Consider the following 21,785-nt stretch of genomic DNA (forward strand, 5'->3'; position numbering starts at 1 on the left):
GTAGCCGGCCAACGCGGCGCAAAGAGGACGAGAATGGGCGACACCATGTCTCGTCGCTCCTCTGCACGGCATCGGTCCCGGTGGCCACCTTCTGCGGCGTCTTTACATCCGCAATCCCAGACCCTTCTTCAGCCCCCACGTCAGGTTGTACTCGCGACTGATTTCCTCGTACTCGGCGCGGCAGACAAGGCGAGCAATATCTTTTAGGCGTTGGATGCCCACCTCATCGCTCAACCCTAGCCGATCGAGCTCTTTCTTGAAGTTGCGCGGATCCGAACTGCCGAACCGCTTTTTAAGGGCATTCGCGACAGTCTTTGTCTCCTCCAACACCTGCTGTCCCTCCGGCGTGCCGGAGAGATTTGTAAGGAACCGCTGCTTTTTTTCCAAAGGTAAAGCGTCCAACTGCTTCAGGATGTTTTCACTGCGCATCGTGAGACCTGGAACTTCAACTACGTCTCTATTCCGGCGATGCCAGGCTTCTGATTGGCGTTCCTCGTCAAGCCGGTGCGTCCAGGTTTTGGCGGCCGAAGCAACATGATGACCGAGTGGTTTGGAATAGTGATGAGCTGCTTTGCGGTGACTGTCGTTTCCAAAGAAGCCTGCTTTGCCGCGCAACTCCCCAAATCTTTCAGGATGCTCGGCAACGGAGTTGGCGAGGGCATGCCCGTCTACCCGTAGATTAACGATCGCCGTGCCAATTCTGGCGGCGGCACTTTCGGGGTCGACATAGACATGTCTCCCCAAGTATCGGACCCTTTCCATAGCGCGATCGAAGTCAGGCATGGCCTTTTCGCGCGCGATATCCTCTATGCTGCGCGCATATGTCGTGATCGCCGTGATGAGTGGTTTGACGCTCTCGCCTGCGAGCGCGGGGTCCGGTTGGGCGGCTCCATGAAATGGCGTGATGGCGATTTCACTTCGTATGCCGAACTCTCCAGCAAGGCCTCGGCGCGTCGCAAAGGACTTGGTGTAGTCGAGTGTTGTTTCCTTCGCACCGGATCGTCCCATGCTGGCGCCGAGAACCTTGGTGTCCGTCATCTCATCCCTGCCGACGTAAAGCCTTGCATCCTCGCGATGTCGGGTCATTGCGACATAGGTCAGATGCCGGTCCATGGTGGTGGACGCCATGACGAAGGCGCGATCGAAGGTTGCTCCTTGCGACTTGTGAATCGTCGTCGCGTAGCCGTGATCAAAGGATCGATAACTGTCGACCGGAATCAAGACCGTGCGGACGCTTTTGCCGGCGCCGGCACTTCCGTCGAGACATACACGTAGCGCGTCCGTTTCGACGGCCTCAACGGTGCCAAGCATGCCGTTTCTTACGCCAAGATCGCGGTTGTTTTCGAGCAGAATGATGCGGTCGCCACGGGCGAAGGCACGTTCTCCGTCGTGCGTGTTGTACACGTGCTCCCGCCCCAACACCTCATTTTCTTCCTCCCCGCGTGCGAGCCGCCCTCGCTCCTGAAGACCCGACCGAATGTCAGCATTGATCGCGCGGACATCGGTGCGGCGATGCGCGAGTGCTATGCGCGAACCAGCCGCACGGGTCCCGTTGTCCTCTAGATAGTCGCGCACCAAAACCGCTCGAGCCTTTTCGCGATCATCGAGAAATTGAATTGCGCCGTGCTCCGCATAGATAGTTAGCCCCATCCCCGTCCGGTGCGTCGCAAAAGCCGTCGACGCCTCGCGCTGCCAAGCTTCCTCCTGACGACGGATTTCGGAAAGTTCGATCGCTCCAACCCGTTCCGCAATTGCGCGGAAGGGGGACCCGGCGCCGATGGCCTGCAACTGTTCGTGATCGCCGACGAGAACGAGCTTGAAGCCCTTCGATTCAGCCTCGTTCACAAAGCGTGTAAGCTGGCGACTTGCAACCATACCCGCCTCATCGATGACGAGGATGTCCTCCTTTCCCAGCAACCCTTTCTCATTGCGCCAGCCATATTCCCAGGATGCCAATGTGCGTGCCGCAATCCCGGAGGATTCCTCCAGTCCTTCGGCCGCCTTGCCTGCAAGCGTTGCCCCGTGAACACGATAGCCTTGGAACTCCCAGGCTCCACGCGCTGCCGCCAGCATCGTGGATTTGCCTGCGCCGGCAAATCCAATGACGGTCGAGATCTGCTCGGGTCCGGTGATGTGGTGGACCGCCGCACGCTGCTCGTCGCTGAGGCCAACGCGCGTCGACTTTTCTTCGTGATCAAACGGAGACTGGTATTTTTCACTGGTCTTCGCTGGACTCAAAGATGAAGCGCTCGCTCGAATGGCATTGTCCTCGTTACTCAATGCCCACTCGACATAGGAAGGATGAACAGGGTGGCTGGGCGATCGGCTCATGCGGTCTGCACTCGACGCCATCGCATACTCGATCTCAACCATTTCCCTCGTCGAGTATCGCGCCAGTTCCGTTGCGGTTTCAGCCTTTAGTTCAACAAGCGCTGGCGATGCCATGACCGAAGCAAACGCGTTTCGAAATTGATCGGGGTCGTCGATGTAGCGATGCAGGGCGCGCGCGACATCATGACGATCAAATACGCTCTTCTCGCCGGTGATGACTGAGAGGACCTCTTCGGGTTTTCTGCGGATCAATTCGCCGTTGGACCGACCCGCCATTTTATCGATCCGTCCGCGCGACACGTCCACGCCGCGCCGATCCATCTGCGACGCGTGCACGCCCATATGCTCCGTCGGCTCGATCTCCAGACCACGCTCCAGATGCGAGCGATGATCGACGCGGATGTCCAATCCAAGCCTGGCCAGATGCCTGTTTGTTTGGTGTTCCCAGAGTTGCCGGATATCACGAAGCTGCATGTGCGAGGTTGGCTGGTCGTGGTTCAGCAGCCATTTGTTCTCGCGCTCGATCAATGTCTTCTCACCCAGCCCGTTCTCCGCCAGGACCCGCGTCGTCATTACGACATGCGCGTGGACGTTCCGGATGTCGCTATTGCCCAGGGGCTGGTGGATCGAGAAATCGACGGCTGCGCCGTAGCGGTTCGCAAGCTCACAGGCGAAATCGCGCGTCAGCGCCAGGCGATCGCCAGCGGCCATCTCATGCGGAAGTGCGACCTCGAACTCGCGCGCGACACGTGCATCTTTGCGTCTCTCGGCGCGTTCAACCGTGTTCCAGAGTGTTGAACGATCAAGCGCCCACGCCGCGTCCACGCCATTGGGGAGCACGATCTCGGAATGCTCAACCCCTTGCTTTCGGCGAAAGTCGTGCGCTATGCCGTCGCGCTCGTTAACGATTTTTGTCGCCGTGCGATACGCAATGGCAGCGACTGCGCTTCGGCCTCCACTTCGAGCAATTGACTTCATACTGCAATGGTAGACCGCCAAAGAACACACTCTCCGGTTGCTCAGCCACTTTTATTGCATCGTTATGCGCGTAGTAGACCGCGCGCCTCCGGCCTTCGAGAAGCATATGGCGATCGCCGAGTGGATTGGGTATGCCGTAAATTCGGCTGCGGCTAGTCGCAAAACTGCTAGGTACGCGAACTCAAGGTGGGATTGACGTTTGTGCGACGCGACGCCGCGCGACAACCGCCTTCTTCACGCTCAGTTGAGTTCTTCCGCGTGTTCGATGAGAAATCCTTCGGGCCCTCGGATGTAGCGAAGTAAATAGGGATCCTCATAGCTGACCACCTCCGCGACCATCTGCGCACCGGGCTTGCGGAGCCTGCCAAGGTTCTTGCCGATGTCGTTCAAAGCAAAACATCACGCGGAGGCAACCAAAAGCGTTGACCGGGACGCTCCGGTGATCTGGGACAACGGACGGTGCTTGTCGCCCAAGACCCGTGATACGTCCGGCTTATTCTCCTTCGATCTCGTCCGGCCTTCGAACTCGAGGCGAAGCTCGCGGTAGAAACTCAATCGTCGGGACGACGATCTCCGACGACGATCCTACGTTGTCCAGCCGTTTTAGCGCCATTCGTTCCCCTGCGAAATAATAGCACTGTCCAGAATCGCGGGCGAAACCGCCATTCGGTCGTCAGGACAAGCATTAAGAGCAGGCCAACGATTGAATCGGTGCGTTATAAGGCATTGGCAGAACCTTATAGCATTGACGTCAGTAGTTGAAGTTATAAGGTATTGGCAAACACTTATAGCGTAGATGGAATGAATGAAGTTGACTATCGCGAGGGCGCCACAGTCGCAAAGGAGCGGTGATGATGAAAGAGGTCGACATCAGCTATCGGACAATGTTCGCGGAGCTAACTCAGCGGACGTTGGACCCGCAATTTTCTGCGGATTTCCCCTTGGAGGGATGGTTTGTAACCGTAACCGTGAAGAACCGCGAGTACTGGTATTTTGACCTCCCAACGCCGGCGGGCAAAGACAAGCGAAGCTACATCGGCCCCGCTAGCGACGAAGCGATCACCGAGCGGGTGAAGGCGCACATGGAGATCAAGGACAACATCCGGGAGCGGAGGCGGATGGTCAGCACACTTCGCCGTGCTGGCCTACCTGGCCCAGACTCATTTGCCGGTAACGTCACAAAGGCCCTGGCCGACGCCGGCCTGTTCCGTCTGCGGGCCGTCTTGATCGGGTCGGTGGCATTCAGTACCTACGCAGGAATGTTAGGGGTCCGGCTGCCTGCAGCGTCCATGCAGACAGGCGACGCGGATTTCGCCCAAGATTTCGCGATCTCAGCCGAAGTCCAAGACAGCCTGCCGCCAATCCTCGACATCCTCCGGTCGGTGGATCCCGAATTTCGAGCGGTTCCGCACCAGGCTGACAAAGCCGAGGTGGTCGCGTTCGTGAACAGAAAGAGCTACCGGGTGGAGTTCCTGACCGGGAATCGGGGATCGGACGAATACACGGGCAAGCCGTCGCCAATGCCGGCTCTCGGCGGCGCGTCGGCGGAAAGCCTGCGGTTCCTTGACTACCTGATCTATGACCCTGTCCGCACGGTGCTACTCTTCCGTGAAGGCGTGAACGTTCTTGTCCCGGCGCCCGAGAGGTATGCCGTCCACAAGCTGATCGTCTCCTCCCGAAGGCATAGGGACGCGTTAGGACGCTTGAAGGCGGACAAAGACTTGTTGCAGGCAGCATTACTCTTCGAGGCCCTCAAGGAGACGCGGCATGGAGATGAATTGGCTGATGCTTGGGAAGAAGCATGGGAGCGCGGAGATGCCTGGAAGGAAGCCATCGTCAGCGGTCTATCGAGGCTGCCCAAAAACGGGGTGAAGGCTCTGGAAGGGGCCCTCGGTCCCGGCGTGGTCGAAGCCCTTCTGCAAAGGAGACCTCGGGGCAACTTGCCTGAATGATAGGCTGCTGGGACCAAACATCATCGTAAAATGGGGTTGGGTGGGATCCCGTCATGCTGAGTTTGGCACTAAGTTCACTTCATAGCGGCACATCGTATAGTGTCCTACTGGCTTGCAACTTTCATGCTGCCAGGCTGGTGCCGGAGCCTGGCCAGGCCAGCTACACGCTCCTCTCTCAAAACGAAAAAAGTCCGCCTCAGAGACGGACCAATTTCAATGCCTATTCGATGTTGCCTATCGCAACCCATTACTTATGCGACGGGGATAGAATGCACTACGATCGTTAAGCCTTCGCTAATGTACAAAAGGTTCTCACGGCGTCGTCCGCAGTAATGCGTCAGCTTAACAACACCCGCCGCATCATGCTAACGGGTTAGAATCATTGGCGCTTTCCATCCTGCCTTCGGGATCACCGACTAAAAGCTGAAATAGACGGTCACACCTGACCTACGATGATAGGGGTAGTAGTCGCGATAGCCGTACCGCGGATACCCGTAATAGCGCTCACGGTAGCAGTTCCCATAATAGCGGCACGAACGGTATGCGTACCGACGATTCCAATCCCGATCTGATCGCCAACGGCCATGGTGCCGGTTTTTGACCTGCACGATATCGCCGGTCTGCACCTGCTCTGCTTTCGGCATGTGGATGGGTGCGGCGTTTAGCGGTAGTGCAAAAGACGCAGTCAAGACTACTGCTACGAGCGCGGAGAAGAGTTTTTTCATGATCGCATCCTTCCAGGTTGCGATTCTGGGTTAACGGGCATTAACCTCCCATGAACATGCTCCCGCTACAGACTCCCTAAGAAGCTTCAGTTGGCGCGATTTGCTGGCGCAAAACAGGGTTCTCGAGATCCTACTCGCGTGCTACACGTCGCGATCGTTTGGGCAAAAAGCCTTTCCTCTGCGCAAAAACCTTTTCTATTTTAGGCATTCCTAATGTTCCGAGATACTCGTCAGCTACTTGCTTTCTCGGCTGCCATCGTTGTGCGCGCCCGCCGCCATGATGACGTGCCGTTCTGATTAACAGTCACCATTGGCCGACGCTGCGCGCCTTGGTAACGCTGCTACCTCTTTGCACCAGTCGACAGCACCCGGTGTGTTGCATCGTCAAGCGCGTTACTTGTTTGGACACCATCCTGCTTCAAGCCGTACGCGGTGTTGGCGCAACCGGATAGGCAGAGCAAGGCAATGCAGATTGGGACGCCACCGCGACCACTCCTCGGCTGCTGACGGTTATCGGACCATCGTAACCATGGCCCCAAGCTACCAGTTGGTGAGTGCCCCGTCCTCGCGATAGAAGATCGGCAGGCTGGTCTGCTCGAAAGGATAGCGAGAAAGGCCATCCCAATCGACTTCGAGACCGAGACCCGGCTCGTCTGAGGCGATCAGCCAGCCGTTTTCCCAGCGGTGCGAACTGGTGATCACGTCGGCGAGGCTCTCGCCCGGCCGGCGCGGCAGTTCCTGGACCAGCATGTTCGGCGTTGCCAGATTGAAATGCAGGCAGGCAGCGGTGGAAACAGGGCCGATCGGATTGTGCACGGCAATGTCGATAAGATGCGTTTCGCACCAGCCGGCGATCTTGCGCGATTCCGTGAAGCCGGCGGCGATGCACATGTCGATACGCGCATAGTCGATCAGTTCTTCTTCGATCAGGGCGCGGAACTGCCACTTGGTGCCCAACTGTTCGCCGGCAGCAATCGGCACGGCGGTCTGCTGACGTAGCCGGCGGTAGGATTCCGGGTTTTCGACGCGCAGCGGATCCTCGATGAACATCGGACGATAAGGCTCGACACCGCGGCAGAGGCGAACGGCGTCAGCGACGCTGGTGCGGGTATGGGCGTCGAAGGCCAGCTCGATCTTGGGGCCGAGTTCGGTGCGAAGAAGCTTGAAGGCTTCGATGCTCCAGTCGACCGCATGCCGTGGGGCATAAAGTGTGGCGCCGAACGGGCCGCTGTCCCAGCGCAGGCAGTTCCAGCCTTCGGCGGCGCGCTGGCGGGCGACACCCAGCAGTTCCTCCGGCGAGGCCGCCGCCATATGGCAATAGGTATCGACCTTGTCGCGGACTTTGCCGCCAAGCAGTTGGTAGACCGGCACGCCCAGCGCCTTGCCCTTGATGTCCCAGAGCGCGATGTCGACGGCGGCGATCGCCGAGGTCAGTACCTGGTTGGAGGGATGAAAGCCGCTTCGCCACATCAGCTGCCAGAGGTGCTCGGAGCGCATCGCATCCTGCCCGACCAGCAGCGGCGCCAGGGATTCGATCACGCCCGCGACGCCCAATTCGCGCGACGTCAGCCCGCCTTCGCCGATACCCACAATGCCCTCGTCGGTCTCGACCTTGACGAACAGCATGGTGCGCCATTCCTTGACGAGATAGGGGGTGACTGCAATGATTTTCATATCGCTATACTCTCGTTACGGGCGCTGCGGCCCTTTAGCCTTACCAATTGGTGACAGAGCCATCGCGCCGGCTGAGCATCGGCGCCTGCCAGAACTTGAAATCCTGCTTACGCACAAGTTCCTCATTGATCTCGATGCCGAGACCCGGTGCATCGGGAACGGGATAGGTGGCACGCTCCAGCCGCGGCTGCACCGGAAAGAGGTCGGAATTGTCGAAGCCAAGATGCTTCTCTGCGGGCGAAGAGCGGGTTTCCAGCCAGGAAAAGTTGGCGACAGCCGCCGCAAAATGCACTGTCGCTGCGGTGCAGATCGGGCCTAGCGGATTATGTGGCATCAGGTCGACATAATGCGCTTCGCTCCAGCCCGCGACCTTCATCGCTTCGGTGAGGCCGCCGACATTACAGACATCGATGCGGTTGAACTGGTGAATGTCGCGCTCGATGTAAGGGAGGAACTGCCACTTGGAGGCAAATTCCTCGCCGATGGCGAAGGGGATATCGGTCATCCGGCGCAGGGCTTCATAGGCTTCCGGCGCTTCGTCCCGGATCGGCTCTTCAAGGAAGTCGAGCGTGCCGCTCGGCATTTTCTGGCAGAAGCTGGCGGCTTCGGCGACTGACAGGCGATGGTGATAGTCGACACCGAGAACGACATCGGACCCCAGAGCCTCGCGCGCCTTCACGCACCATTTCGCCGTCGTTGCAATGTGCTCGCGCGGTTCGTAGATCGTCTCGTCGTGGCCGGAGGGGGAGAGCCGCATTGCGGTCCAGCCTTCTTCCATCAGCATCTGCGCCTGTTCGATCATCGCCTCGCCGGGCTCGCCCGAGGTCGTGGCGAATGTCGGAATGCGTTCGCGTTGCTTGCCGCCGAGCAGCTGATAGACCGGCACGCCGAGCGCCTTGCCCTTTATATCATAGAGCGCGATGTCGATGGCCGATTGGGCTGCCGCCAGCACACGGCCGCCTTCGAAATACTGGCTTCGATAGAGCTTCTGCCAGATGCCAGCGATGTTGAACGGGTCCATGTCGACGATGATTTCGGCAAAATGCTCGAGCGCGCCGACCACGGCCTTTTCGCGCCCGGTCAAGCCGCTCTCACCCCAGCCGAAAATGCCCTCGTCGGTTTCGACCTTCACCAGGAGCTGCGTGCGAATGCCGACCCAGACCGGGAAGGGGCGAATGGCAGTAATTTTCATGGGATGTCCTTGATGTCCGGGTACGGGAGGCGCTACCAGTGCCAGAGCGTGCCGTCCTCGAGACGGTTCACCGGCAGATAGGCGCGTTGATAGGGGTATTTTGTCGCCAGTTCCTCGTTGATGTCGACGCCGTGGCCATGCGCATTGCCCGGGTGCAACATGCCATCTTCGAGGGTCCAGGCGCTCGGGAACACTTCGAGGATTTCCGGTAGGTAGCCCGAGAATTCCTGGATGCCGAAATTGGGTGCCCAGAGATCGAGATGGAGGTTGGCGCCGAGGCAGATGGGCGACATGTCCATCGCTCCATGGCAGCCCGTCCGCACGGAATAGACGGAGGCGAAATCCATGACCCGGCGCATCGGAGTGATGCCGCCGGCATGCACCACGGTCATGCGGATATAGTCGATCAGCTGCTCTTCTATGAGCAGGCGGGCGTCCCAGATGGTGTTGAACACTTCGCCCACGGCCAAGGGCGTGGTGGTGTGCTTCCGGATCAGCCTGAAACCTTCCTGCAATTCGGCTGCAACCGTGTCCTCAAGCCAGAAGAGATTGTAGGGCTCGAGCGACTTGCCGAGCCGCGCCGCCTCGATCGGCGTCAGGCGGTGGTGGGTATCGTGGAGAAGATGGACATCCTCTCCGTAGGTCGCGCGCACCGAGTCGAACAGTTTCGGGACGTAGTTCAGATATTTGGGCGTCGACCAGACCTCTTCGCGCGGCATGGCGTCATCGGCGGCATTGGTCGTGACCGCGTATTTTCCGGTTCCGTAGACATTGGGAAGACTCGGAATGCCGGTCTGGCATCGGATCGCCTTGAACCCCTGATCGAGTTTCGCACCGACGGCCTCGACGCATTCGGCGATATCGGTTCCCTGGGCATGCGTGTAGCAGAGGACGCGGTCGCGCGAGGCGCCGCCGAACAGCTCATAAAGCGGCATGCCAGCCGCCTTGGCCTTGATGTCCCAGAGGGCCGTATCGATGCCTGAGATCGCGCACATCGTCACCGGGCCGCGACGCCAATAGGCACCGCGATAGAGATACTGCCAGATGTCTTCGATCTGGCGCGCATCGCGCCCGATCAGGCAGGGGATGATGTGTTCCTCGAGATAGGCGACAACCGACAGTTCGCGGCCGTTCAGTGTGGCATCACCGACGCCATAGAGGCCTTGGTCGGTCATGATCTTGACGGTGACGAAATTGCGTCCGGGCGAGCAGACGATGACCTTGATGTCGATAATCTTCACGAAAGAGCCTCCTGGTAACGGACGCGGTTTTCCAGGCGCCGGTCACGCGGATCGGGATGGGGAATGGCGGAAAGCAGTGCGCGGGTATAGGCGTGCTGCGGATTACCGGTGACATCGTCAGTCGTTCCGGTTTCGACGATACGGCCGCGATACATCACGGCAACCCGGTCGCACATGTAGCGAATGACCGACATGTCGTGGGAGATGAAGATGAAGGAGAGACCCATCTCGTCCTGCAGCTTCATCATCAGGTCCAGCATCTGGCTGCGCAACGACACATCGAGAGCCGAGGTCGCTTCATCGGCGATGATGAGGCGCGGCTTGACGGCGATGGCGCGGGCAATACCGATACGCTGGCGCTGTCCGCCGGAAAAGGCATGCGGATAGCGCTCGCGCCAGGAGGGTTCGAGGCCGACCTGCTCCATCAGGGCCGCCACGCGCGCATCCAGTTCCTTGCCGCGGGCGAGCTTGGCGAGCTTCAGCGGTTCGGCGATGATATCGGCAACGGTCTTGCGCGGATTGAGCGAACCGACGGGATCCTGGAAGATCATGCGGATATCGCGTCGCGCCGATTTCAGCGCTTCGCCCTGGGCCGAGCACAGGTCGACGATCGAGCCGTCGGCCCGGCGGAAATTCGCCGTTCCTTCCTGCGGATCATAGACGCGCAGCAGGCATCGGCCCATGGTCGTCTTGCCGGAGCCGCTTTCGCCGACGATGCCGAGGGTTTCGCCGGGGGAGACTGTCAACGAGACATTGTCCAGCGCCTTGAGGCCGCTTGGGAATGTCAGGCTCATGCCGCGGACGTCGAGCAGGGTGTCGGGGGCCATCGACACCGGTTCACGCTGGACCCGGATCTCGGCCTTGCTTTCGAGCTTCACCACGGAGCCGATCAGCATCCGCGTGTAATCATTTTGCGGGGCATGGAATATCTGGTCGACAGGACCGCGCTCCATCACCTTTCCGCGGAACATCACCAGCACTTCGTCGGCGATCTCCGCCACCACGCCCATGTCGTGGGTGATGAACAGCACCGCCATGCCGTGCTCTGCCTGAAGCCGCTTGATCAATGACAGGATTTCCGCCTGCGTGGTCACGTCGAGGGCGGTCGTCGGCTCGTCGGCAATGAGGATGGAAGGATTGCAGGCCAGCGCCATGGCAATCATCACCCGCTGGCGCATGCCGCCAGAGAACTCGAACGTATAGCGGTCGATCGCCTTTTCCGGGTTCGGGATCTCGACATGCTTGAGAAGTTCGATCACCCGGGCGCGGCGCTCCGCCTTCGGCGTGCCGAAATGAATGCGCAGGGATTCGCCGATCTGCTCGCCGATACGGTGGATCGGCGAGAGAGACGACATTGGCTCCTGGAAGATCATGGCGATCTCCCGGCCGCGGATGGCGCGGATGTCACGGCCGCGCGGGTCGAGCGTAGCTATGTCGACGCTGCTGCCGTCGGCATGCGTCAATTCGATCGAGCCGCCGACGATGCGGCCGGGACGATCGACGATCTGCAGCACGGCGCGCGCCGAGACCGACTTGCCCGAGCCACTCTCGCCGACCACGCAGAGCGTCTTGCCGCGATAGAGATCGAAGGACACGTCGTCCACGGCCTTGACCACGCCGGTACGCGTCGGGAATTGCACTTTCAGGTTCCGGACGCTGAGAACGGACTGATTATCGGGAATGGAAGTCATCAATGCGCCTCATACGGGTCGGCAGCGTCGCGCAGGCCGTCGCCCAGGAAGTTCAGGCTGAGGATGGAAATCACGATAGCCACGCCAGGCACGAACAGGAGCCAGGGAGCTTGCGAAACCGCGCGGATGTTCTGCGCTTCCTGCAGCAGGGTGCCCCACGAGACGATCGGCGGCTGCAGGCCGATGCCGAGGAAGGAGAGGGCGGTTTCGGCGAGGATCATGCTCGGTATCGCCAGCGTCAGCGTGGCGATGATGTGGCTCATGAAGGACGGCACCAGATGGTGAAAGATGATGCCGATCTCGCTCATGCCGTCGAGCCGGGCGGCAATGACGAAGTCCTCGTTGCGCAGCGACAGAAAGCGTCCACGGACTTCGCGGGCAAGCGATGTCCAGCCCAGAAGTGAAACGATAAGGGTGATGACGAAATAGGTCTGCAGCGGTGGCCAGGACAGCGGAATGGCGGCGGCGAGACCCATCCAGAGCGGAATGGTCGGGATCGATCGCAGGAACTCGATGACGCGCTGGATGACCGTGTCGGTGAGGCCGCCGAAGAAACCGGAAATGCCGCCGATGGTGACGCCTAGGATGAGGCTGAGAAACACCCCGACAAGACCGATGGACAGCGAGATGCGGGCGCCGTGTACCACGCGGGAGAAGATATCGCGGCCAAGCCGGTCCGCACCGAAGAGATACATGGAATCGCCGGGACCGGCGCCGATCATGCCCACGAGCTTGTGCTGCATGGGGATGAGACCCATGAGGCTATAGGGCTCAGAGGGCACGAAGAAGCCGACCTTTACCGGCTTTTGCGGATCCGGCGTGAAGACGCGCCGCATGGATTCGGTGTTCAGTTTCATCGCCAGGCCGTCCACATGGGGGGCGAACTGACCGTCGAGGAAAAGGCCGAGCGTCTGCGGCGGCGCATAGGTGAAGCGTGCGTTGGTCTTGTTCGGGTCATAGGGCGCGATGAAATCGGCCAGCGCCGCGACCAGATACAGGAACAGCACGAGGAAGAGGCTGACCACCGCGACCCGGTGCTTGATGAATTTCAGCCAGAACAGCTTCCATTGTCCGGCAACGGCGATCTCTGCATTGCGCGGATCAATGAGGGTATGGTCGATACCCGAGGATGGCAGTTCGGAAATTTCTGTGGTCATTGCAGGCGGATCCTGGGGTCGGTGATGGCCAGGAGCACGTCTGAGATCAACGTGCCGATGACGGTCAGTACGGAGATGAGAAGGATCAGCGAACCGGCGAGATACATGTCCTGGGACAGCAGCGCCCGCAGGAGCAGCGGCCCTGTCGTCGGCAGGCTCATGACCACCGAGACGATGATTTCGCCCGACACCACGGCCGGCAGGATCCAGCCGAGCGTCGAGATCAGCGGATTGAGCGCCATGCGCACTGGATAACGCAGCAGCAGTTCGAGCTCGGACATGCCCTTGGCGCGCGCCGTCGTGACATAGGGGCGGTGCAGTTCGTCGAGCAGGTTCGCACGCATGATGCGAACCAGGGCGGCGAGGCTGCCGATGCCGATGACGAAGACCGGCAGCCAGACATGGGAGGCGAAATCCCACAGGCGCCCGAGGCTCCAGGGGGCATCGGTATATTGCGGCGAGAACAGTCCGCCGACGCTCAGCCCGAAATAGCTCGACAGCACGTACATCGAAACCAGCGCCAGAAGGAAGTCCGGCACCGCCAGCATGAAGAAGGCGATGAAGGTCAGGCTGTAGTCGGTGATGGAATATTGCCGCACGGCCGAGATGATGCCGATCGGGATCGCCAGTGCCCAGACGAAGCAGAGCGTCAAACAGGCAAGCAGGAAGGAGAAGCCGAGCCGTCCCCAGATGACCTCGGTCACCGGGCGGTTGAGTTCGAAGGAGATGCCGAAATCGCCGTAGAGGACGATGCTGGACACCCACTTCAAATACTGGATGTAGATCGGCTGGTCGAGGCCGAAGCGCTCGCGCAAAGCCGCCACGGTGCCCTCTTCGACGGCACCGCCCTGGCTCGCGAGGTCGGCCATCAAAGTCGAGAGATAATCGCCCGGCGGCAACTGGATGATGATGAACGCGACGATCGAAATCGCGATCAGCGTGGGAATGGCAAAGAGCAGGCGTCTGAGGATGAAGGTAAGCAGCTTTGCCTCCACTGAGTCATGTCAGGAAAGAACGGGGTGGCGGTCTCGCCACCCCGAGGGCTGGGAGGAGCCTTATTCAGCCCGGTCGAAATACCACTGGGTCAGCGTCGGAGCCGGATGCCAGAGGTTGCCGGTGATCGGGATGCCCTGCACGACATTCTTGATGTCGTTGTTGACGAGCATGTATTTCGGCATCGGACGCGAGATGCCGATGGTGAAGAGGTTGTCCGCGCTGATGGCGAGAAACTCCTTCATCTTTTCCAGACGATCCTTGTCGGTGACGGCGGCCTTGACGGCGTCGTAGGCAGCATAGGCATCCTTGACGCGCTGGGGAGGCTCTTCACCTGTCTTCGGGTCGGAATACCATTCGGACCACTTCGAAGCGAAGAAGATGTCCGCCTTCTGGAACGGGATGTAGCAGCGTACATCCGTATAGGCTTCGGACAGACCGCCGACGCAGTTCCAGATGTAGGCATCCTGCTCGTTTGCGTACCACATGGTGTTGAGACGCGCGCGGTCGGTGGTGCGGATCTGGATGTCGATGCCGACGTCGACAGCGTAGCGCTGCACCATCTGCATGATATCAGGGTAGGACAGACCGAAAACGTCGGCGACCATGAAGTTGATGGTGAAGCGCTTGCCATCGGGGCCGAGGCGGAAGCCCTGGGCATCCTTCTCCGGCATGATCTTGTCGAGCATCTGATTGGCGAGGGCCGGGTCGTACTGCGTGTACTGGGTCGACATCGTCTCGTTGTAGAGCTCATGCTCCGGCTGCGGCGCTACCTGCGAAGGAGCACCCTGACCTACGTAAACCAGATCGATGATCTCCTGCCGGTTGATCGCGTGGCTCATCGCGATGCGGAAGTCCTTGTTGTTGAAGATCTTATTCTTCACAGGATCCTTAACGTTGAGGTTGAGCAGCAATGTCGCATCGTTGGCCGGCAGGTCCTTGACGTCGACGAAATGGTACTTGCCCGTCTCCTGGCCGTCGAACAGCACCGACTTGTAGGTCGAGTTGTTGATGTGGCGGAAGGCGAAGTCGAGCTCACCGCTGGTCATGCGCAGCAGCATGAGCTGCGGGTCGTCGAGCTTGGCCCAGGTGACACGATCGATATAGGGCAGCTGATTGCCTGCCGTGTCGACCTTCCAGTAGTAGGGGTTGCGCACCGCTTCCACCCGGTCGCTGTCGGCATAGGGAACCGTCAGGACATAGGGATTGAGGGTCGGCAGGTCGAGGTTCTGCCAGTAGGCCGGCTGGAAGCTGACCGAAACCTTGGAGTTGAACAGCGCCACCCAGTCGGAAGCGGTCGCATTGCCCTTCAGCAGGGCTGGAATGCCTTCTGCATTGTACTTCTCGTGGAACTGCTTGAGATAATGCTTGGGATAGATGATCGGCAGGTGGCCCTGGCCATAGGCCAGCTGCTGCAGGAACAGGCCATATGGCGAGGCGAACTTGAACTCGACCGTCCGGTCGTCGATCTTGGTGACGACAACAGGCTTGCCGCCGACGACGAAGATCGGGTTCTTGTCGGGGCTCAGCGCCGGGTTCATGAACACGTCTTCATACCAGAACATGATGTCATCGGCAGTGAAGGGCTGGCCATCAGACCATTTCAGGCCTTCGCGCAGGCGGAACTTGTATGTCGTGGCATCGTCGGACGCGATGACTTCCTCGGCCAGCGACGGAACGACCTTCGTCCAGTCCGGCGTCCAGCGCACCAGAAGCTCGTTGGCGATGGTGCGCGTCAGATTGTAGTGGTCGCCATTGGCAAGAATAGTGGTGCGCAGCGTGCCGCCATATTTGCCGACGCCATCGACCATCGTTTCCTTGTAGGGGTTGGCCGGCAGTCGCTTGTCGACGGGCGGCAATTCACCTGACTGGACGCGCGCGTCCAGCATCGGCGCCTGATGGAAATCCTGCGCCCACGCCATGGAGCTTGATGCCATCAAGGCGGCAAACAGAGATGCAGCCGCGAGTTTAGCGAGGCCGTTCCCGGCCAATTTCAAAGACATGTCTCCTCCTCCGCCGACGGTAGCTGTCGGCCCCCAATAGGACTTTCTTGATTGCAGAAAAGTCCTCTTTCTCCATCGAACTTTTCAGCTTTCTAATGCGCTGATGCGTGATCCTTTTCAGATTGTACATTATCTGTCAATATCAGAGTAATATTTTGCAATTGGCGTACGACACAGATTCGCTTAAGACTAGCCCATGAGTTCAATCCTTCCCTCACCGCCCCCACCCTCTTTGCTGACCGCCGAACCCTACGCGGAGGTAAGCATCTACGATCAGATCCTGCGTGATATCCTTGAGGGACGGCTCGAGGCCAACGAGCGGCTGAAGGTGACAGCCCTCGCCAGCCGCTACGGAACCAGCACCAATCCGGTGCGCGAGGCGCTGCAGCAATTGCGGGGTGAAGGCTACGTGATCATCACGCCCAATCGGGGCGCCCGGGTTCGCCCCATCGATGAGGATTTCGCCCGTGACATCTACGAGGTCGAGGCGCTGATCGAGCCCTATCTGACAGCCTGGTTCGTCAGCATCGCCACGGACGAGGCGATCAAGAAGCTGGAAGCGGTTCAGGATGAGATCGAGGCGCTGGGCTTCGAGGATCCGCTGCGCCACTCCGAGCTCGACACGCGCTTCCACCAGATCGTCTACGACGGCCACTATAACCGCCACGCCGCCGACCTCTGGTGGCGGCACCGCGAAATCCTTCGGGCCATCGCACGGCGCTTTCCCTACTCGATGGTGCGGCGCAAGGAAATCCTCACCGAGCATCGCCAGATCATCGAGAAAATCAAGGCGCAGGACGCTGCCGGGGCGGCCGAGGTGGTGCGCACGCATATCCTGGGTTCGGGACGCCATATCGTGGAACACATGCGCGCCGCCCGAAACCGCAAGCTGAGCGCGAACGCTACAAGATCCTGATCGGCACGGTGATTCCGCGGATTGCCTTCTGGAACTCGACGGCGATTTCGGCGCTATTCTCGAAACACTCGATGAGCCTTGGCGTAGCGGACGATACCGTCGTCGTGTTCTCCGGTGACAACGGTCCGCAAGAACTGGAGCCGTGGCGCGGCCACCCTGGCTTCTTAGACGGATCATACTTTACCGGAATGGAGGGGTCGCTTCGAACGCCTTGCCTTATTCGATGGCCGGGACAGGTCCCAAGCGGCAGACAAAGCAACGAGGTGGTTCACATCACCGACATGTTCACGACCCTGCTGAGTTGGGCGGGGCTCCGGTCCCCCCTCTGGCCGGGTGGTCGACGGTATTCATCAGCGCAGCAAATCTGCGCGAGAGGGATTTCCATTCTGGATGGGAGACGTGCTGTACGGAGTGAAATGGAAAAACTTCAAAATGGCGATGTACACGTAGCGAACGTCGCTGGGACCCTCACTCAAGCTTGCCAGCCCGCATATCATCAATCTGCTCGTCGACCCGAAAGAGCGGAACGCCATCGATCTGCCTTACATCCACTCCTGGACAGCCGTTCATTCGGACGGATTCTAAAGGATTTTGCCGCCAGTGTTCGTCGGGAGCCCCTCATCACAGCAGGTTCGCCACTCGCCTTTGTACCGTAAGCCCACGGTGAAGGCCGTCTTGCGATGACGGTCTGCTGACTGTGAGTCCTAGAGCGTTTCATCTTTTAACGGAACCATATCCGGCATTTTCGAGATAGTTCTGGCATTCGGCGGGCTGGATGGTTTCGACCAGCCTGCCAATATACCGCCATGTGTCGTGGACGGTGCGCTTTTGTGCATTTCTCATCCAATGTTTGATCTTGGAGAAGGCCTGTTCGATCGGATTGAGGTCTGGCGAATAGGGCGGCAGGAACCAGAGCCGCGCACCGGCGGCTTTGATCAATTGACGGATGGTTGCGGACTTGTGGCTGCCGAGATTGTCCATGACGACGATGTCGCCTGGCTTGAGCACCGGCACCAACTGCTGCTCGACATAGGCGCGGAAGCACTGGCCGTTCATCGGTCCATCGAGACACAGGGTGCTGTAAGCCGATCGTTTCTCAAGGCGCCCAGGAATGTCAGCGTGCGCCAGTGGCCATGCGGTGCAAATGCCCGCAGTCGCTTGCCTTTTGGCCCCCAGCCCCTGATCGGCGACATGTTGGTCTTGATCCAGGTCTCATCAATGAAGACCAGCCGTTCGGGATCGAGATGATTTTGCAGGGCCTTCCACCGCTGTCTTCTGCGAGCGACATCGGCACGAGCCTGCTCAAGGGCGAACAGTGTTTTTTTTGAAGCGCAGCCCTTCGCTGCGAAGGAATTCCCAGATCGTATTGTGCGAGACGGAAATCCCCCGCTCGGACAGCTCCGCCTTCAGGCCATGGAGTGTCAGGTGCGGGTTCTCGGCGAGCCGTTGCACAATGACATCACGATGCGGTTCGAGTATCCGCTTGCGATGGCCGCCCATCTTGCCGGGATGAACCGATCCGGTCGCACGATGACGCTGCGACCATTTCACGACTGAAGACGCGGCAACTTCAAACCGCATCGCCACTGAACGAACGCTTTCGCCACTCAGTACGGCGGCAACAACGCGCTCGCGAAGATCATTCGATATCGGTGCGGTCATCGGATGCTGGCCTCCATCCAGCCAGCATCAATGAATCAGAACAAAACTGATTTGATGTTGTGGAACGGCTCTGCTCCCACCCTATCCTGAAAAGAGGCCGAGCATCCTGTTCGGTAAACAGCTTGGAGCGTTCTTATGACTTTGATCACGACAATCGGTCTCGACACGGCCAAACAAGTCTTTCAGTTGCATGGAGTAGACAACGAAGGGACGACAATCCTTCGTAGGCAGCTTCGACGCTCTGAGGTTTTGAGGTTCTTCAGGAAGATCCCGTCGTGTGTCGTTGGATTGGAGGCGTGCGGAGGCGCTCATTACTGGGCACGAGAGATCAAGGCTCTCGGACATGAAGTTCGGTTGATCCCACCTGCTTACGTGAAGCCCTATGTCAAAAGAGGCAAGAATGACGCGGCAGACGCTGAGGCGATATGCGAAGCTGTAGGCCGACCGTCGATGCGTTTTGTGCCGCTCAAGACCGTCGGCCAGCAAGCGACGGCTATGCTCTTGAAGGCAAGAGACCTGCTGGTTCGGCAGCGCACCCAAACGATCAACGCTTTGCGCGGTCATCTTACCGAAGGGCATTACCACATCCAGAGGTGTGGGAAAGATCGACGACCTTGCCGCCATCGTCCGTGACGAGGATGATGCCCGCTTGCCGCCCTTGGCCCGCATCGCCCTGTTGCCCCTGACCCATCAGATAGAGGCCTACACGTCGGAGATCGTTAAGTTGGAGAAGCACATGATCCGCGAAAGCCGACAGGATGCGACATTGAGCCGGCTGACCTCAATTCCAGGTGTGGGTCCAATCACTGCCAGCTCCATCGCGGCATTTGTACCCGACCCAAAGGCCTTCAAGTCTGGGCGTCATTTTGCGGCTTGGATAGGCCTGACCCCGAAATCAAATTCCACAGGCGGGAAAACCAGATTGGGAAGAATCTCAAAAATGGGAAACCCGGTCTTACGATCTCTTTTGGTTGTGGGAGCGTCCGCCGTTATCCAGCACGCACGTCGAGGCGCAAAGGCCTCAGCCTGGCTAACTGAGTTGCTGAGGCGCAGGCCATATAAAGTCGCCGCCATTGCGCTGGCCAACAAGATGGCCCGCATTGTTTGGGCTCTTCTAGTGAGAGGTGGTCAATTCCATAGCACGGCGAACGAAACGATGGCGGCCTAGGACCGAATGCAGATCGCTTGTCGTCGCTGACAAGCTGAGGCCCAAGGTGCAAGATCAATGATGACCCCGAGGAAAGACATCCGGATTGGATCAAGACCGTGATTCCCAACGTGCTTCGAGCTCGCTGATTTGTTTAGGTCACTCCAGTCGCGAACGTCATCAAGGCCAGTAGCCCAATTGCTGCGCGAAAAGGCCGGACATATGGGCGCACCAGCCCTCGGAATATCAACGATTGAACACCTTGACCGCAGAGCCGTTCCACATATGGGAATCGCTGTCGATTCAGAAAAACACGGAAACGCTCTAGTGGTAACACTAAAGCGTATCGCATCTTACGTGATTCAGGGTTGAACTAAGCCGCTAATCGCGGCGGATTTGAGCTGACTTTGAGAATGGCCTCTTGGCTGAGAGGATGAAGGTGTTGCGAACCCACCTTCCGACAGGAGACCCAGATGGCCGAGATAAGCCCTCTACGGCGCCGGATGGTCGAGGACATGACAGTCCGCAATCTATCACCGGCCACCGTTATGATATCGCGGAGTTTAACGTCCTACCGATCGGCTGTAACGGCCGGGGAAACTTTGTCCGCTATTCCGCGCCCCGGCCTGGCTAAAGACCGTGCGATATCGACGATGTCGTCACGGGAAGCTGTTGGATCCTCCTTATTCCAGGCAACACCAAGCCCGATCCGGAAGTCGATCCCCCTCACCTTCTTGAGCTCAAAGGCGCGGTTCGGCAGCTCAAGCGTCCATTCCGGCGCAAAGCCGATGCCAAGACCGGCCGAGACCAGTGATACCAGCGACCAGGTGTCATCGCAGGAGTAGGCGATGTTCTTGGTCAGGTCGTATTCCTCGAACTTCTCATTGAAGTACCGTTCCGTGAACGACAGGTTCTGCCGGTTGAAGGCGATGATCTTCTGGTCGCGCAGATCATCGATCGAAATGTCATCGCGCTTTGCCAGCGGATTGGAATGGCCAACGGCCAGATAGTAGCGCTCATGGGCAATCGAGAAGAAGCGCAGTGAGCCGATGTTTTCCACCGGGCGGATGAAGCCAAGATTGATCTGGCCACTCTCCAGGTTGCGGATGATGTCGCCGGTATTGCCCGATGAGATATGGATGCGGACATCGGGGAACTTGCGGGCGATCTTCGACAGGAATGTCGGCAGCATGCCGATGGTGGCGGGATAGACGGTGCCGATCCTGATCTGGCGGATGCGGCTACCGCCGGCCGCCCTCGTCAGCTCGGTGCCGAGCTCGACCTCGCTGAGGATACGCACACAGCGATCGTAGAACGTCTCCCCTGCCCTGGTCAGTTCGACCCGTCTGGTCGAGCGGATGAAGAGCGCGCAGCCAAGCTCCCGTTCCAGCGACATGACATGATTGCTCAGCGCTGGCTGGGCAATCCGCATCTTGGCTGCCGCCCTGCCGAAGTGCAGTTCCTCGGCCACTGCCTTGAAGTACGAGAGTTGGCGCAATTCCATAGACCACCTCCGACGCACGTGCCCTTTATTGCAACGATGCCTCGCAAAAGATAAGTTAGAGCGTCCTATCACGCGTCTGTTTTGTTTTCAATACTCAACTTTCTAAAAACGAAAGTTTTATGCTAAAGCCACCTCAATGTCGCGCCGCCAGAGCGCTTTTGGACTGGACCCAGAATGACCTTGCTGGGCGGACAGCAATAAGCGCGGTCTCCATACGCGCATTCGAGAAGGGCGGCGAAATGCGTGAAAGCAATCTCCGCCTCCTGAAATTGACTTTCGAAGCAGCGGGTGTCGTTTTTCAAGATGAAGGCGAAATGTCTTCAGGGGGGATCGGAGTGCGGCTACGATCACGCGATGAAGGTGCGCGCTGATGCGCGTGTTTAGGCTCCACGCTCGACCCTCCGGCCCAACAAAAGCGCGTCCTGCGAAGAACCACCTTCTCCGGCATGCCCCGCCAGAGGCGCTCCGCGCGTCAACAATGAGTACAAAAGGACAATCTGTAACGTCTGATGAAGGTGCGACCAGTCAACGCTGTGCGGCGCTGGGCTCGTATAGGCGGCATGGACGTGCCTGACATACGCCCCAAGAAGCAAGCCCGGCTATGCCTGTCGTTGATGCT

The 21,785-nt window shown here is 59.1% G+C and carries 15 protein-coding genes and 3 pseudogenes; 4 read left to right on the forward strand and 14 right to left on the reverse strand.

All coding sequences use genetic code 11. The features are described 5' to 3' along the window. Window positions 1-102: 102 nt before the first annotated feature. On the reverse strand, window positions 103-3,330 hold the full coding sequence (gene traA / locus JNB88_RS23075) for a Ti-type conjugative transfer relaxase TraA (RefSeq protein ID WP_220357455.1): 3,228 nt from the start codon (window positions 3,328-3,330) through the stop codon (window positions 103-105). Between the two features lie 219 nt (window positions 3,331-3,549). Then, window positions 3,550-3,922, reverse strand: a pseudogene (locus JNB88_RS23080) (VOC family protein). A gap of 238 nt (window positions 3,923-4,160) precedes the next feature. On the opposite strand from JNB88_RS23080, the gene JNB88_RS23085 reads away from it, so the two are divergent. Further along, window positions 4,161-5,261, forward strand: coding sequence for a nucleotidyltransferase family protein (locus JNB88_RS23085; protein WP_220357456.1), 1,101 nt, complete (start codon window positions 4,161-4,163; stop codon window positions 5,259-5,261). 416 nt (window positions 5,262-5,677) lie between these two features. Here the strand turns inward: JNB88_RS23085 and JNB88_RS23090 are convergent, their stop codons facing one another. The 9 genes from JNB88_RS23090 to JNB88_RS23125 all read right to left on the reverse strand — a co-directional run bounded on the left by JNB88_RS23090 (window position 5,678) and on the right by JNB88_RS23125 (window position 15,937). Continuing rightward, window positions 5,678-5,986, reverse strand: a complete 309-nt coding sequence (locus JNB88_RS23090) for a hypothetical protein (protein ID WP_220357457.1) — start codon at window positions 5,984-5,986, stop codon at window positions 5,678-5,680. 341 nt (window positions 5,987-6,327) lie between these two features. Further along, complete coding sequence (locus JNB88_RS33770; protein ID WP_338111029.1) at window positions 6,328-6,459, reverse strand: entericidin; 132 nt, start codon at window positions 6,457-6,459, stop codon at window positions 6,328-6,330. Window positions 6,460-6,526: 67 nt separating this feature from the next. After that, window positions 6,527-7,612, reverse strand: coding sequence for a mandelate racemase/muconate lactonizing enzyme family protein (locus JNB88_RS23095; RefSeq protein ID WP_220357458.1), 1,086 nt, complete (start codon window positions 7,610-7,612; stop codon window positions 6,527-6,529). An 88-nt stretch (window positions 7,613-7,700) separates the two neighbouring features. Continuing rightward, window positions 7,701-8,852, reverse strand: a complete 1,152-nt coding sequence (locus tag JNB88_RS23100) for a mandelate racemase/muconate lactonizing enzyme family protein (RefSeq protein WP_220357459.1) — start codon at window positions 8,850-8,852, stop codon at window positions 7,701-7,703. Window positions 8,853-8,884: 32 nt separating this feature from the next. Beyond that, complete coding sequence (gene manD / locus JNB88_RS23105; protein WP_220357460.1) at window positions 8,885-10,093, reverse strand: D-mannonate dehydratase ManD; 1,209 nt, start codon at window positions 10,091-10,093, stop codon at window positions 8,885-8,887. Beyond that, window positions 10,090-11,784: an ABC transporter ATP-binding protein gene (locus tag JNB88_RS23110; protein ID WP_220357461.1), complete on the reverse strand. Its 1,695-nt coding sequence runs from the start codon at window positions 11,782-11,784 to the stop codon at window positions 10,090-10,092. The genes manD and JNB88_RS23110 overlap by 4 nt, the downstream gene beginning before the upstream one ends. Next, window positions 11,784-12,941: an ABC transporter permease gene (locus tag JNB88_RS23115; protein ID WP_220357462.1), complete on the reverse strand. Its 1,158-nt coding sequence runs from the start codon at window positions 12,939-12,941 to the stop codon at window positions 11,784-11,786. The genes JNB88_RS23110 and JNB88_RS23115 overlap by 1 nt, the downstream gene beginning before the upstream one ends. Then, window positions 12,938-13,924: an ABC transporter permease gene (locus tag JNB88_RS23120; RefSeq protein ID WP_220357533.1), complete on the reverse strand. Its 987-nt coding sequence runs from the start codon at window positions 13,922-13,924 to the stop codon at window positions 12,938-12,940. Before JNB88_RS23120 ends, JNB88_RS23115 begins: the two co-directional genes overlap by 4 nt. 72 nt (window positions 13,925-13,996) lie before the next feature. Continuing rightward, the gene (locus JNB88_RS23125) at window positions 13,997-15,937 is read right to left on the reverse strand and encodes an ABC transporter substrate-binding protein (protein ID WP_220357463.1); all 1,941 of its coding nucleotides are present in this window, start codon (window positions 15,935-15,937) and stop codon (window positions 13,997-13,999) included. A 196-nt stretch (window positions 15,938-16,133) separates the two neighbouring features. Between JNB88_RS23125 and JNB88_RS23130 the strand changes: the two genes are divergently transcribed. Both JNB88_RS23130 and JNB88_RS23135 read left to right on the forward strand, forming a co-directional pair. Then, the gene (locus JNB88_RS23130; RefSeq protein WP_220357464.1) at window positions 16,134-16,853 is read left to right on the forward strand and encodes a GntR family transcriptional regulator; all 720 of its coding nucleotides are present in this window, start codon (window positions 16,134-16,136) and stop codon (window positions 16,851-16,853) included. A 71-nt stretch (window positions 16,854-16,924) separates the two neighbouring features. Next, window positions 16,925-17,509 (forward strand): sulfatase-like hydrolase/transferase, encoded by a 585-nt coding sequence (locus JNB88_RS23135; protein ID WP_223217306.1) that lies wholly within the window; start codon window positions 16,925-16,927, stop codon window positions 17,507-17,509. 58 nt (window positions 17,510-17,567) lie between these two features. Here the strand turns inward: JNB88_RS23135 and JNB88_RS34185 are convergent. Then, window positions 17,568-18,046 (reverse strand): annotated as a pseudogene (locus JNB88_RS34185) (IS630 family transposase). Between the two features lie 109 nt (window positions 18,047-18,155). Then, entirely contained in the window at window positions 18,156-18,515 is a 360-nt protein-coding gene (locus tag JNB88_RS34190) for a transposase (protein ID WP_262928086.1), read from the reverse strand. Window positions 18,516-18,650: 135 nt separating this feature from the next. Between JNB88_RS34190 and JNB88_RS23145 the strand changes: the two are divergent. Continuing rightward, window positions 18,651-19,683: pseudogene (locus tag JNB88_RS23145) on the forward strand (IS110 family RNA-guided transposase). 550 nt (window positions 19,684-20,233) lie between these two features. On the opposite strand, the gene JNB88_RS23150 reads toward JNB88_RS23145, so the two are convergent. Beyond that, entirely contained in the window at window positions 20,234-21,166 is a 933-nt protein-coding gene (locus JNB88_RS23150; RefSeq protein ID WP_220357465.1) for a LysR family transcriptional regulator, read from the reverse strand. Between the last annotated feature and the right edge of the window lie 619 nt (window positions 21,167-21,785).

It is taken from the genome of Rhizobium cauense (assembly GCF_019511525.1).
Taxonomy (GTDB): Bacteria; Pseudomonadota; Alphaproteobacteria; order Rhizobiales; family Rhizobiaceae; genus Rhizobium; species Rhizobium cauense.